Source organism: Nocardioides sp. 31GB23 (assembly GCF_040012395.1).
Lineage (GTDB): Bacteria > Actinomycetota > Actinomycetes > Propionibacteriales > Nocardioidaceae > Nocardioides > Nocardioides salarius.
In genome coordinates this window covers 68,576-82,480 of the sequence record NZ_JBDYKJ010000002.1, presented here as the reverse complement: position 1 = coordinate 82,480, position 13,905 = coordinate 68,576, and the positions used below count along the sequence as shown (strand labels likewise).

General features: G+C 66.5%; 10 protein-coding genes. 5 read left to right on the top strand and 5 right to left on the bottom strand.

Annotated elements, in window-relative coordinates:
- Positions 1–31 precede the first annotated feature (31 nt).
- Positions 32–523 (top strand): GyrI-like domain-containing protein, encoded by a 492-nt coding sequence (locus ABKW28_RS01015; RefSeq protein ID WP_348605732.1) that lies wholly within the window; start codon positions 32–34, stop codon positions 521–523.
- Between the two features lie 28 nt (positions 524–551).
- Positions 552–1,202 (top strand): hypothetical protein, encoded by a 651-nt coding sequence (locus ABKW28_RS01010; RefSeq protein WP_348605730.1) that lies wholly within the window; start codon positions 552–554, stop codon positions 1,200–1,202.
- Between the two features lie 15 nt (positions 1,203–1,217).
- Here ABKW28_RS01010 and ABKW28_RS01005 read toward each other — a convergent pair whose 3' ends face one another.
- On the bottom strand, positions 1,218–2,522 hold the full coding sequence (locus tag ABKW28_RS01005) for a DUF222 domain-containing protein (protein WP_348605728.1): 1,305 nt from the start codon (positions 2,520–2,522) through the stop codon (positions 1,218–1,220).
- A 272-nt stretch (positions 2,523–2,794) separates the two neighbouring features.
- On the opposite strand from ABKW28_RS01005, the gene ABKW28_RS01000 reads away from it, so the two are divergent.
- On the top strand, positions 2,795–5,827 hold the full coding sequence (locus ABKW28_RS01000) for a TrlF family AAA-like ATPase (protein WP_348605726.1): 3,033 nt from the start codon (positions 2,795–2,797) through the stop codon (positions 5,825–5,827).
- A gap of 449 nt (positions 5,828–6,276) precedes the next feature.
- Positions 6,277–7,341 carry a hypothetical protein gene (locus tag ABKW28_RS00995; protein ID WP_348605724.1) on the top strand — a complete coding sequence of 355 codons (1,065 nt, stop codon included), beginning with the start codon at positions 6,277–6,279 and terminating at the stop codon, positions 7,339–7,341.
- Between the two features lie 94 nt (positions 7,342–7,435).
- On the opposite strand, the gene ABKW28_RS00990 is transcribed toward ABKW28_RS00995, so the two are convergent.
- Together ABKW28_RS00990 and ABKW28_RS00985 are read right to left on the bottom strand one after the other, a co-directional pair.
- The gene (locus ABKW28_RS00990; protein ID WP_348605722.1) at positions 7,436–9,694 is read right to left on the bottom strand and encodes a hypothetical protein; all 2,259 of its coding nucleotides are present in this window, start codon (positions 9,692–9,694) and stop codon (positions 7,436–7,438) included.
- A gap of 51 nt (positions 9,695–9,745) precedes the next feature.
- Positions 9,746–10,030 carry a hypothetical protein gene (locus tag ABKW28_RS00985; protein ID WP_348605720.1) on the bottom strand — a complete coding sequence of 95 codons (285 nt, stop codon included), beginning with the start codon at positions 10,028–10,030 and terminating at the stop codon, positions 9,746–9,748.
- A gap of 540 nt (positions 10,031–10,570) precedes the next feature.
- Here ABKW28_RS00985 and ABKW28_RS00980 point away from each other — a divergent pair.
- Positions 10,571–11,737 (top strand): restriction endonuclease, encoded by a 1,167-nt coding sequence (locus ABKW28_RS00980; protein WP_348605718.1) that lies wholly within the window; start codon positions 10,571–10,573, stop codon positions 11,735–11,737.
- 58 nt (positions 11,738–11,795) lie between these two features.
- On the opposite strand, the gene ABKW28_RS00975 is transcribed toward ABKW28_RS00980, so the two are convergent.
- Positions 11,796–12,386, bottom strand: coding sequence for a hypothetical protein (locus tag ABKW28_RS00975; protein WP_193667100.1), 591 nt, complete (start codon positions 12,384–12,386; stop codon positions 11,796–11,798).
- Positions 12,387–12,442: 56 nt separating this feature from the next.
- Positions 12,443–13,729 carry a hypothetical protein gene (locus ABKW28_RS00970; protein ID WP_348605716.1) on the bottom strand — a complete coding sequence of 429 codons (1,287 nt, stop codon included), beginning with the start codon at positions 13,727–13,729 and terminating at the stop codon, positions 12,443–12,445.
- Positions 13,730–13,905: the final 176 nt, after the last annotated feature.

The following is a 13,905-nucleotide window of genomic DNA, read 5'->3' as shown; positions in this document are numbered from 1 at the left end:
TCTTGGGAGATCCGGAGGCGCAGGGTGGAGCATGGTCACCTCACCGGTCGAGATCGTCACCCTGGCGCCGCAGCCCGCGCTCGCCGTGCACGGCGACGTCGCACCGCCCGACCTGCCGAGCCTCTTCGGGCGGGCCTTCTCGGCGGTGCCGGCGGCGGCCGCGGCGGCGGGGGTCGACCTGGTCGGCCCACCGTTCGGGCTGTTCCCGTCGATGCCGGGCGAGACGGTGGAGGTCGAGGCGGGCTTCCCGGTCTCGGCGGCGACGGGGGCCACGGGCGGCACGGGCGAGGCGGAGGGGGTGCACGACCGGCTGCTGCCGGGCGGCGAGGTGGCGCAGGCGCTGCACACGGGCCCCTACGACAAGGTCGTCGAGACGTACGCCGCGATGGAGTCGTGGATGGGCGAGCAGGGCATGGTGCCGGCAGGGCCGCCGTGGGAGTCCTACCTGAGCGACCCGGAGGCCGAGCCGGACCCGCAGCAGTGGCGCACGCTGGTCTGCTGGCCGGTGGCCCGGGGTGCATGAGATCGGGGGCGCAGGGTAAAGAAGAGTCATGAGGACACCGTGGGGAGCCCGTCGGGATCGTCGTGAGCGGGAGCTGCAGGCGGCCGAGGAGTTCCGCTCGGCCAGGCGGTTGGCGCGCGAGGACGTGACGGTGCTCGGGGAGCAGGTCGCCGAGCTCGACGTCGACCTCGAGGGCTCGCACAGCCACGAGGTGCGCGACTTCCACCAGGAGGCGCTCGATGCGTACGCGGCGGCCGCCGCGGCGCTGGAGGGGGCGTCGACGGTGCAGGAGGTCGGCTCGGTCGAGGAGCTGTTGAACAAGGGCCGCTACGCGCGGGCGGCGGTGCTGGCGCTGCGGGCCGACGAGCCGTTGCCGGAGCGTCGCGGGCCGTGCTTCTTCAACCCCCAGCACGGCCCGGCGGTGACGACGGTGTCGTGGACTCCCCCGCACGGCACCGAGCGCGAGGTGGAGGTCTGTCGCAACGACGCGGTGCGCCTCGACGACGGCGAGGCGCCCGACGTGCGCCAGGTGCGGGTGGGCGACCGCTACGTGCCCTGGTACGCCGCCGACGACGCGGCGATGCACTCGTGGAGCTCGACGGCGAACGCGTCGACGTCGGGCTGGTTGAGCAGCGTCGCGAAGGCCGAGGCAGGCACGCGCGCCGGGGTGTCGCAGGCCGGGATGATGGGTCGTCAGTAGCCCTCCCCTCTGGCTTCAGAGGGGCGAGTAGGTCCCGATGCCGGGGACGACGACGAGTCGTTGGTCCTGGGGTCCGGTCCAGGTGTAGTGGCCGTGGTCCATGCGTCGGTAGCGCCACTGCTTGGTGGGGTCGGTGGTGGTCTTGGCCCGGTGATGTCGTCTGCACAAGGGGGCGAGGTTGCCTGGGTGGGTCTGGCCGGGTGGTCCGTGGGGGTCGTAGGGGTCGATGTGGTCGAGGTCGCAGCGCCTGGCTGGGCGGCGGCAGTCGGGGAAGACGCAGTGCTGGTCGCGCTGGATGACCAGCTCGTGCATCCACTGCGGCGGGTCGTGGGCATCGACGGGGTCGCCGCGGTCGGGGTCGAGGACCGGGGTCACCGTGACCCGGGCGCCGGTGAGCCAGTCGCGGATCATTGCGCTGGTCGCGGGGCCGTGGTCCTCCACTCGTCCCAGCGGCGTGATGTCGCCGTCGGGGGTTGCGGTGAGGTGCACGTAGGCCTTGTACGGACGCCCGGGTGCGGGGGTGTCGCCGTGGGCGCGGGCGCGGTCGACGATGACCTGCAGCGCCAGCACCCGACGCCGCGCCAGTGACAGGTCGGGGTGGGTGGCGAGCAGGTCGTGGGCGATCCGACCGACGAGGTCGTGGAGGTCGGCCAGGGTGGCGGTGTCGCCGGTGATCTGCATCCACGAGGTCCCCAACCACCGTTGGTCGCGGCCGTCGCCGTGGGTCAGCGTCACGTCCCACGTCTCCCGCGCGGACTCTTCGGCCTCTTGATGGGCGTCGGTGTCGTAGCGGGCCCGGGCGGTCTCGACGAGCCGGGCCAGCACCACGGGCCCGACCCGGTGCGCACGGGCGGCGATCTCGGCGTCGACGTAGGCAGCCGCCTCGGGGGAGAGCGACGAGGTGGCCTGGGCGATGCTGCGGGCGCGCCACACCGGCACCTCGAGGGCCTCGACGCGGGCCATCACCCGCGGCAGCCGGTGCGCCAGCTCCAGCGCGTCAGCCATCAACGTCAGGGCGGCGGTCGTGGAGATCTCCATCGCCGCGGCGAGGGGTTCGGCGGAGAACGCCGCGACCATCGGTCGCCCGTCGCCACCGATCTTCTCCGGGCAGTCCAGGTCGCCGCCGACCTCCCCGAACCCCGCCGCCCACTTCGGGTCCTCGACGGTGTTGGTCTCGCACCAGCGGATCGTCGCGTGCAGCACCGCCAACGCCGCCGCGGCCTCACGTGCCTTGGCCTGCTCGGCGAACCACAGCACCGAGTCCCGGTCCAGGTCATCCACCCGAACCGGACCACCCGCGAGGTCCGTCTCGATCAGCATGCACCCACTCAAGCACCAGCCACCGACAGTCCCGCCGCACCCACGCTGACCTGCGTGAACGCGATATCAGTTCAGGCACAACGGACCCGGCGGACCAGCGTCCTACCGCCCAGTAAGACGCGCTCCCTCCCAATGCCCGGGATCTCCAAGGTCGCACCACGAGCCTGCCTGTCTGTATGGGCGTGGGGGTGCATGCCCGAAATCCCGTTACCTAGGAACGGCCGGGCATAACCTGAGGACTCGGCAGGCTCCGCACGGGGGAGGGACAGGCATTGAGCGCATATCCACGCGGCTCCGAGTGGCGGATGTGGGACCTACACGTTCATACTCCCGACTCCATCGTGCAGGACTATAAGGGTGCCGAAGCAGACCGCTGGCCCCGGTTCATCAATGAGTTGGAGGCCCTGCCTCAGGACATGCGGGTCCTCGGGATCAACGACTACTGGTTCCTCGACGGATATAACAAGGTCCGGGCCGCCAAAGAGGAAGGCCGCCTGGCGAACATTGACGAGATCTTCCCAGTCATTGAAGTTCGCTGTGACACCTTCAGCGGTAGCGAAGGCAGTCTGAAGCGAATCAACGTCCATCTCATCCTGGACCCAAGCGAAGCAATCGATGACCTGGCCCAACAGCTCGGATCGATCATGCGATGCCGATACCAGTTGACCCCGGACCTAGAGCCGGTGGACTGGAATGAGGTACCGACACGAGCCTCAATGGACCGCCTCGGCCAGAGGATCATCGAGTCAACTCCTGACGACAAGAAGGGAGACTTCGCACACAAGTCTCCGCTTGAAGTTGGCTTCAACAACCTCAACGTGAACTTCGAGCTGCTCCGCAAGGGCATCGCGGACAACTCCTACCTCCGCGAGCACGTCATGCTTGCGTTGGGAAAGGTTGAGTGGGACACGATCAAGTGGAGTGTCGGGTCCATCGCGCAAAAGAAGACAATCATCAACAGCGTGCAGGCGGTCTTCACAGCAGCGAAGACTAGAGAGGCATTCGTAAAGTCTCTCGAATCGCTCCGGGCGGCGACCGTCCGCCACCATCTCTTGGACTGCAGCGACGCTCACACGTGGGCAGAGTCCGATTCTCACACGAGGCTGGGGAACTGCTTCACGTGGGTAAATGCCGATCCGTCCTTCAAGGGCCTGCGGCAGGCGCTCCAGGAGTACGACCACAGGGTGACAACTGCGGAACGCCCCGACGTCCTTACCCGCGTCGCTCACTCGCCCCGCTCGGTCATCACGCAGGTTCGCCTACGGCCGGTTGACGACCAGGCCGAGACGCGGCTGTTCGACTCCGACCTCGAGATGAATCCGGGCTTCGTCGTTGTCATCGGCAACAAGGGACAAGGCAAGTCCGCCCTTCTGGACAGCATTGCCCTGGCGTCAAACAGCGACCGTCACGAGGACTTCTCCTTCCTAAACAGCAAGCGCTTCGGGGCTCAGCGCTCAGTGGCGAGCGCCTACCGTTCCGAGGTTCAGTGGGCGGATGGGTCGACCTCGTCCTCGGGTCTGAACGATGACTTCGCTCCCGCCTCTGCCATCCGCGTTGACTATCTGCCGCAGTCTCTCATCGAGAAGGTCTGTTCAGCTGACCCGAACAGTTCGACAAAGCAAGACTTTGAAGGCGAGATCGAGAGAGTCGTTTTCCGTCACATCGAAGACGCGGACCGAGGTTCGGCCACTAGCCTCCGGCAATTGCTACAGGAAAAAGGGACCTCCTTCCGGACTGCCTTGGCCGAGGCACGCGCGAGGATCACTCGTAGCGCGGAGGCCCTCTCTGCACTGCGTCATAGACGCGTCGAACTTGAATTGCTCGACCTTCCTAGGCGCCGCCGAGATTTGGAAGCACAGCTCGCAGAGGTTTTGGCTGCGCTTGAGGAAGTCACGACAGAGATCGAGTCGGGCGGCAATGCCGAACAGCAACAGCAGGCCGCCGATCTCCGGGCCGCGCGCGAGAACAGGCAAACCGTGGTCGACGCTATTGAGGAAATTCACCGTCACAGCGACGAAGTCCGCGCAACCATGACCGCAGTGTCCGAGCTCCGAGTTCGGTTGCAATCAGCCATAGCGGACGCGCGAGCGGCGGCGGACGACGTCGGGGCCCGGATCGGAGCCGCCTCGGAGTCCCTCCTCGAAATTTCCTACGAGGACTCGGCCGTTACGGCATGGATCGCCGCACGGGCAGAAGAGATTGAAGGTTTGGAGCGCACCCAGACTGAGTCGGGAGGCCTGGACGATCAACTCGCGGTTGCATCCAAGGGTGTGGTCGAGAAGCAGCTGGGGCTTCAGTCCTTGAACGAGGAAGCCCAGGCATTGTTGACACGCCAGTCGGACTTGCGCGCCCAACAGCAAGGGCTGACGGGTGAGCCGGGCGATCCGGAGAGCATCAGAGGGATATCCGCGCTGGAGATCGAACTAGCGGGCATTCCCGAAGCCATTGCCGGAGCCACTATGGAGTTGCGCGAAGCCTTCCAGGACGTTCACGAGGCGCTTACCTCTGTAATGGAACTCCAGCGAGCGGCATACCAGCCTGCGACCGAGTTCGTGGAGAACAATGATCTGGCCAAGGAGGCCCGGCTAGCGTTCGACGTCGAGTTCAGGGTCCGCGACTTCGCCAACCGATGGTCAGACATGGTGAATCGCCAGAGGCTCGGACAGCTCCCCGACATGAACGCGCCGGACCGAGACAGCTTGCTCCTCGGACATGTCAGCCTCAACGAGGCTGAGGAACTCTGGGTAGCGCTAACGGCGCTGGTCGACCGTCTGGGTCGCGAAGGCGGCAGAGCAGACGGCGCATCGCGGTCCTTGGACTCAATCATGCGCAGCGGTCATACGCCTGCAGACCTCTTGAGCGCCATCTACGGCCTTGAGTGGCTCCAGAGCCAGTACATCATCCGCTCGGATGGCGCAGAACTCTCAGAGCTCTCACCAGGCCAGCGTGGGCTAGTTCTGCTGCTGTTCTACCTCCTCGTCGACAAGTCGGAGCGTCCGCTATTGCTCGATCAGCCAGAGGAGAATCTCGACAATCAGACCGTTCGAAACGTCCTCGTCCCAGCTCTGCAGGAGGCCGTTCGGAGGCGACAGATCATCGCAGTGACGCACAATCCCAACTTCGCCGTTGTTGGTGACGCCGACCAGATCATTGTGGCGACCTTTGACGGGCAGTTCCATTACCGATGTGGCTCGCTCGCTGAACTAGAGATTGGTCAATCCGCTATCGATGTCTTGGAGGGGACCCGCGAAGCCTTCGCCAGCAGAAGCAACAAGTACACAGATGTCGTCGGAAGACCGTCCTAGCTTTTCCCGGGTGGCGAGTTTGCAGGTGCAGATCGAGGCTTCGTCGGGTGCATCGCCCGAGTGGGTCATCCTGACTGGGCTGCTCAATGGACCGGAAGCCCCCTCTACGACCGATCCAGCAAGTCTCACGCCGCTAGCAATCATGTTGTGTACTCGCCAGAGCAGGTGCTCGAGAACCTCCTTGGCTTCGACGCTGCGAGCAATCCCGACACCCACCACTTGATCTCGTTCCGTGCTCGCGCTTCGCGACCACCCGGTGTACAACTTGTGCCGCCGCTGTGGGGTGCCGCCAAAGCTATGCGACCGCCTCCGGCATAGCTCTCCTCAGAGGCGGCACATCCGCCGGCCACCCCCACATACGCTTGTGTGGTGTTCCCGACTCGCGCGGCCGCCAGAGGGTGGAGCTCTGCCCTGTGCCGTCACCGCACGCATATGCAAGGCGGCCTTAGATGACCGAGTACAGGAAGGCGTCCCGTACCTCGGCCATCAGCTACGGCGGCAAGGACCCCGATGTGCTCCGGTCGGTGCTGCACAGCCTCTACAAGAGCAGGTGCTACTGGTGCGGCAAGCTGAAGGACTTCGCCGACATCGAGACCGACCACATCATCCCGAAGACGCTCAGGGGGCGCGCGCTCGAACAAGCCCTATCGCGCCTGGGACTCCCGCACGACTTCGACCTCAACAACCCGGCGAACCTGGCACCGATCTGCGGACGCTGCAACGGCCCCGGGACCAAGGGCAGCCTGGACATGACCCACCTGCCCGTCGTGGCATCGCACCTCAGGACGGCGCAGCGGTTCAAGCCGGAAGTCGAGCGGCGTGTTCGCGAGTTCACCAACCGTCGTGGACTAGCCGCGGCGTTCGTGACCCTGAGCGCTGCCGACCTCGACGACGAGCAGACCCGCACCTTCTTCAAGGAGAACATGCCATCGATCGTGCGCAAACAGGCGGCGGCAGGGGACGACCTCGCCGACTTTGCCCTGTACAGGGTTGTCGAGGTCGAGGTGGGCGGCGGGGAACTCTTGGAGACCGCCATCGAGCTCGAGTACTCGTCCAAGCGGGCGGCCCAGCTGCTCGAGACCCTTGGCGGCGTGCCCATTCAAACTGTCGTCCAGGCGCCGATCGCTGACCTGTGGCAGCAGATCCACGACCGGGTGCAATCGGCACTTGAGGGCACAGGAGACGAGGAGGTGTGGGGCCCCACGACATCTGGGCCGCCCACCGCCCACTACTTCCGCGTCGACATCACCGCTGCCGAGTCATTACGTTCCAAAGCGCGCTTCGAGTTCACCTTCTCGGGCGAATTCGAGTCACATCTTGCAGCCTCGCTTGTCCGCGACAACCCCCACGGCTGGACCACCACCATTCTCGACCTGCAAGGCGATGCGGTCGTGCAGGGCACGTTCACCTTCACCGCGACGTGGGACGCCGGAGAGGGCGACGATTTGCCGTACGCCGAGGAGGCGACGATCGAGTCGTGGGAGCAAGACGTCTGGACGACCGAAACGGGGTAGTCTCGGTTACCGCCAACTCGCGAACGCCCCACTCGGCCGACGGCTTTCGGTCCTGCCGGTGCAGCGGGTGAGTACTGACCACAGGGTCATGCCCCTACTCGAGGACGACGTTGAAGTCGGCCGCGACGTCGCTCACGACCTGGGCCACGTCCTTGAGGAAGCGGTTCTGGTCGGGAGAGGCGCTGACGGTGGGGACAGGAGCGCCTCGGTCGTAGACGTCCGAGGCGATGATGCGCGCGCGGACGAACGTCGAGCCCGGGCCCCGCTGGGCATAGGCTTCCTGCCACCCCAGCCTGACGTCCTCCCCCAGCCGGCGCTTGGACAGCTCGACGAGCCTGTTCGTGACGGCGTTGGACATCGCGTCGATGATGGCCTGCTTCTCATCGTCGCTCGGCTCGCCGTTCTCCCAGCGCACCGGGCGCTGAAGCATCAGGTACACCTGCAGCTGGAGGTGGTAGCGCAGGTCCGCGACCGGCTTGAGGTTGTCGTACTCATCGCTCCAGCCCTCGGCCAGACGCCGGCTGAGCGCCTTGACGCGGGTCCAGTGTTCCTTCGGTGCATCGGGGTTCAGATCCAGCCCGAGCAGACCGTGCCACCGGGTGTGGAACGTTCTGGCCGCTTCCATGACCGCGAGACTCAGGTTCATGCGGTCGAACACCGGACGGCTGGGACCGGTTGCAGCAGCCTGCTCCGGGTGAGCGAGCAGCGAGAGCAGGTCGTCGAGTTCCTTGATCGAGCGGGCTCCGAGCTTCCGCTTCGCGTCCAGCTTGTCCTGGATGCCGCCGACGAAGAAGCGAGCACGGTCGAGCCGCTGACGCAGCACCCGCTCCGCCGAGGGGCCGAGCTCGTCGCCGATCGCCTTGAGCACATTCTCAACCGACGCAAGCACGTGCTGCTCCCTGGCGGAGAACGTGGGCAGGTTGTCGCCCTGCACCTGGTCAAAGTGCGTGAACACGATGTGGAGCTTCGACGCGTTGCCGGACACTGCGATGCCCTTCAAGGCCGCGACTGGGGCCGCCTGCATCGGCTGAGCGGCGTTGTCGACCAGCAGCACAGCGTGGACCTCCTGGAGCTGCTCGGCAACGTGGGTCGAGAGCGTGGCGACCGACTTCGGGGTGTGCCCAAGCCCCTCCCCGTCGACCAGCACCAGCCGAACCGGCTCCGAGGCCCACTCCGGCTCGAACGGCCCACTCACCCGGATGCCGTTGACCAGCGGCGTCAGGAGACGTCCGAACAGCTTCGCGTAGTTACTGGAGAAGCGCGTAACCACCTTAATGAACGCTGCACGGTCCTCCGACTCCCAAGACCAAGTCATCGGCCAGCCCTGGCGGTTGCGCTTCAGCTCGCCGACCTCGAGGGTGGCGAAGCGCTTCTCGATCTCATCGACCAGGGAGTCGACGATCTCGTGGAACTCGTCGGACTGGCGCAGGTCCGTGTCGAGGCTTTCCTCGATGTACTCGGCCAGGACGCGCTCATCCTCCTCGATGTCGGCGAGGTTCTCGATCACGTTGCTGGCGTGCCGCTCGACCACAGCCTTCACACGCGTCACGGCAGTGGCGATCACCTCCGCAGTGACGGCCAGATCGACCTGTCCGTACTCATCCGGATCGATGTCGTCCTCGTCGACTGCGTCGTCTTCCACCGCGTCGTCCGCCAGGTCGTCCTCGTCCTGCGGCGCTCCCCTGCCCAGCACGTAGCTGAAGCGGAAGCGCTGGTTCACGTGGTCGAGGAGCAGCCGTGCGATCTCCTCATCACTGCGGCCGCGGTAGGCCGCCAGCGCTGCTTCCGAGACGTTCTCCGTGAGGTAGTCGATCACCTCGTCGCGGGGCACGAACGTGATCGCCGCGCGGTAAAGGCCCCCACCCGTGGTGATCAGCTCGGTGTCGGCCACCGTGGTCTTGGCGGTCGAGGTCGACGGGAAACGCTCGATCGCCGGGTCCGTACCGAGCAGCTGGCGGGCGACCGTGGTCTTGCCGGCACCGGTGGTACCGAGTAGCAGCACCGTGCGGTAACCTCCGTCCGCCGTAGGGAGCGGCAGGATCGCCTCCCGCAGCTCGCGGAAGTCCACCTTGGTGGCCTCGAGCCCGTCGTAGAAGATGTCGACCACCCGCGAATCGAAGCGGCCGTTGGCGGTTGCCCTCGCCGTCGGCTCCCAGAGCTCCGGCGTCCGCAGGATCTCGTTCAGCTGCTCAATCAGCCGAGTCGCCTCCGCCTCGTCGGTGGTGCCGAGCCCTCGACGGACCCGCCGCCCCGGCTTGCCAGTACCAGCATCGAGTCGCGTGGGATGGCGGAAGATGACGGACCAACTCTCGCGGCCCTGGTTACGACTCTTGGTGGAGGTGTAGAACTTCACGACGACTCCCGTTGTTCCGATGGTGTACCACCGAGCTTGCGCCACCCGCCCTCACTCTGTCAAGGGGTCGCGGTACACCGCCGGAACAACGACGCGCGGTGAACTCGTGCCGAACCCGAGCCTTTGTCGTCGGTGACGGCGCACAAGGTCGTCGTGAACCGGCGGCCCTGGCTTCTTGCCGTTCTTGCCGCGCTTCTTGCCGAACGTCGACCACCAGCCGCGCTGCGAGCAGATCCGCCACGCGGTCCGCTCCGCCATCGGCTCACCGGCTACGCGTGCCTCGTCGACCAGGAACCGGTACCCGAACTCGGGGTCGTCGCGGTGGGCATCGAACAACGCGTTCGCTCGGTAGGCCGCCGCCAGCGGCTACGGTCACCGGACAGGCCAGCCAGCGGTAGTACGGTTGGCGGGCGATCTTCAGCATCCGGCACGTCACCGCGACGGGAATCGCGTCGACGGCCAGCTCGCGGACGATCGGGTACATCATTTACCCGGCAGATGCGCCCGCGCGAGATAGGCAGCCGCCCGGCGCAGACCTCGTTCTCCTGCTCGAAAAGCTTGATTGGCTTGTTGGCCTCGAAGCGCCTCGGACTCGCCCACCGGCTAGCCCGAGCCACCGGGCCGCGTGGCTTCCGCTCGTCGATGGTCAGCCACCGCTTCAGGCACGACGGCGAACACCGTTGGCCGTCGTGCCGCCACGGTTGCCAACGATGTGGTGCGTCTTTCCGCCGCGAGTGTCGCGCCGGGAGATGGAGGACGAAACAAGCATCCCGCTTCGATCCGCGCGGCCGGCTGAGCGGGCGGGACGCTGCTACCCAGCGGGGGGACAGCCAACGTTGTCGGACGAGTGTCGGCAGTGTTTGACAGACTTCCCGCATGTCCGACACCGCCTCCTTCGCCACTCGCAGCCTCGCGTGGAAGGTCCGCCATAGTGCCTGGCTCCTGGCGGTGGCCTTGGGAGTCGGATCGTTCTCATGCATCGGCTTCATCTACTGCGCCGTCCGTGTCCGCTCGACCGCCTGGAAGCGCCGCGCCTTCGTCACGACCGCGTTCAGCCTCCTCGGCCTCGTCCTGCTGTTGACGCCCGTCGAGCTCATGCAGGAGGTCGGCGCAGGCTACGCGGCGGTCCTGTGGCTCGTCCTCATCGGTTATGGCCTCTTCGTCAACCGTGACTACCTCCGGTGGCGGTCTGCCCAAGAGCCGGTGCCGCCCATCGCCGCGCCCCAGGTGCCGGCTGCCCCGGTTGCACCTAGCCCGATGCCTGTCGCGGTTCCCCAGGACGATGTTCCCACGCGGGCGGTGTCTGTCCCGGCTGAGCAAGTCCCGGCCCTCGAACGCGACGCGCCGCAGATCGAAGCCGTGCCTGACGAACAGGCCGGTCCTGCCGTCTCCTCCTGGCAGCAGGCCGAGGCCCTCGCGGCCTGGCACATGCAGAAGCTCGGCTTCGAGGACGCCAAGATGACTCCTCCAGGCGCGGACGGCGGCCTCGACGTCCGGGCGACCGATGCAGTGGCCCAGGTGAAGCACTACGCGACGCCGATCGGCGCTCCCGTCATCCAGCAACTTCGCGGAGCCGCCCACGGTCGCGGAGCAGCGCTCTTCTACAGCTTGTCCGGCTACACGAAGGCCGCGGTGGAGTACGCCAACGATGCCGCAGTGGCGCTCTTCACCTACAACGAGAGCGGCGATGTCCAGTCCTGCAACCACGCTGCTCAGGTTCTGCACGACCGCGCTGGCGGCGACGACGCCTTCGACCCGGCCGAGTTCGAGAACCAGGCGCAGATCGTCGCGGTCCTCCAGCAGTACTTCGACGTCATGAACGCCAAGTTCATCGAGGTTGCGGAACTAGCCCTGGCAGCCGCGAACGGGGACAACCAGTCGCCCATCTACCGCGCCGTCGCGGCCGAGAGCGCCCGGGTCAAGGCGATCCTGCGGTCGCTCCAAGTCGACGGCGGACGTGTTTCGTCCGACAGACTCATCGAGGCCTCCTCTGCGATAGGCGACGCAGTCGTGCGGCTTGCCGAAGATCTCGAGAGGGTCTGACGCCCATCGAGTACCTGCGTCGTGACGCCACGTGCCGGACGCCTCGCACACAGGTCGGTCATGACCAGTTGATGAGCCGAGTCCTCTCTGCGGCGACAGCGATCGCGTCCCGCAGGCCCGCATAGAGCACTGGGTCACCGGCGACCCTCGCGAGCCTTGGGAGGCCCATGGCGGCTCCGGCCAGGTCCTCGATCGATTGGCGTGCCGCGACGTAGAACTGCCACTGAGAAAGGGCGAGCGGATCGTACTCATCGTGAGTCTTCGCCGTGTGGAGGCAGAACACGTAGGCGTCTGCGTTGAATCCCTGTTCCTCGGACCAGGCGCCCGTCCCTGCATCCCATCCGTAGGCCGCCGAGACCTGGAACCTCGGAGTGCTCAACCTCCTCTGTGCCCACGACTGGAGGAATCCAGACGACTTCACCTCGATCCTGGTCCCGTCTGGCGCAGTCACGTCCCATGGGGCCCATTCCACCCGTGGGCTCGTCGAGCCCACGGCGCGCGCGACGAGGAACTCGGCCAGGTAACCCCGGACGTTGTTGGTGCGGAGGTCGCTCATCGCGAACCTCCAGAAGTCAACGACGGATGCGTCAAGGCCATCGAAGGGTTCTGCGCCGGAAAGGTCGCGTGCAGCGGGCGGGTCGAAAGCCATGGCTCATGGAAACAGAGCCGCTGGGCACCCACCAGCTCTCACCCGCCCGTCCGCCCCTACGCCTCGTCCTGTCCGTCCTGCGAAGAGAGCGACGTCGAGACCAGCTGAGGGCTGACGTCGGGCTCCTCGGCCGGTGTCTCACGCATCTTGGGCGGCGAAGCGGTCCACGCCTTGAGGTGCTGGACGACGTCTGTATAGAAGTCGTCGACGAGGTCGATGACGGAGTCGATGAAGGCCCCACGGCCGCGGCCACGCTTGGTGCCCAGCGGGGCGCTGATCTCGACCCGGAAACCACGTAGGTCCCGCTTGGGATCCGCGACCATGCAGGAGGGGTCCTCACGCACCTTGGCCAAGAGCTCCGTCGCACCGGGCCCTCGCGCGCCCACCGCGAAGGCTTCGATGCGGACCCCCTCCGGGGCGTGCTTGAGCTGCCGGACCAGCCAGTTCACTCGGGTGGCGGGCCTCCCGGTCTTGGGGGCGTCGATGTCCAGGAAGGCGGTGATGCGTCCGGCGCGCAGATCCGCCCGGATCTCCAGGGGTGCCACCGTGTGCGGGATACGGATGGTGCCCGCGAGGCAGCCGTTCTCGACCAGGCTCGCCGTCAGCGCCTGCGCCCGCAGCGAGGGATCGGCCTGCTCCTTGCGGCTGAGCACGTGGAGGACGTCGGTGCCGAGCTGCCTGCCGAGGCGCAGCGCGGTGTACCGGAGGAGCGCGTCGAAGCGTGCGACCACCTCAGGGACCTGCTGGTCGTTGGCGCGCAGCGTGCCGGCTGTCACGGCCTGGCGGACGGGCACCCAGGCGGAACCCATGTCCTCGAGCTCCATGGCCCCCGAACGCGGGTGCTCCAGATACCTGATCAGCTCGCCCAGGATCCACGCCTGCTCCGGGTCGGTGACGCCGCGATGCTCCTTCTGCATCACCGCCGTCGAGAGGATGTAGGTCCAGGACCAGTGGTGGAGCGCGACCTTCTTGAGCTTCCGTTTGTCGACCTTCGTGGGGTGTTGACCTGCCACCGCCGGGATCTCGTTGCTGATCGTGATGAGCGCATCGAAGCCCTGTTCCTTGGCGACGTCGAGGTAGTTCTCGAGCTGCGCGGTGTCGAGCTCGTTCTTGCCGGTCTTGACCTCGACCAGCGCGGTCCAGGAACGCTGGCCGCGGGTGACCCTGACCAGGCCGTCCGGGATCACCTTCCTCCCGTCGCCCACAGCGAACGGGACCTCGATGAACGTCTCGACGTTGCCAGCGATGGCCCCGACCGGACCGAGCAGGGCACGGCCGAACTCCTTGACGACGCTCATGACCGCCAGCAGGGCCGAGGTCGCTCGTCGCTCCTGCTCCTCCACCCCAGAGATCCCTGAGGTCGGGATCAGACGAGCTTCATGCCAGGACTCCTCAGCCACGCGATTCCCCTTGCGAAAGTAAAGACCAGTGCTCGGCACCCTAGCCCCGCGATGGAGCCATCATCGGAGAACTCGACTTGGCGTGCCGACCCGGTTCCCAGTCGCGGCCCCGATAGCGT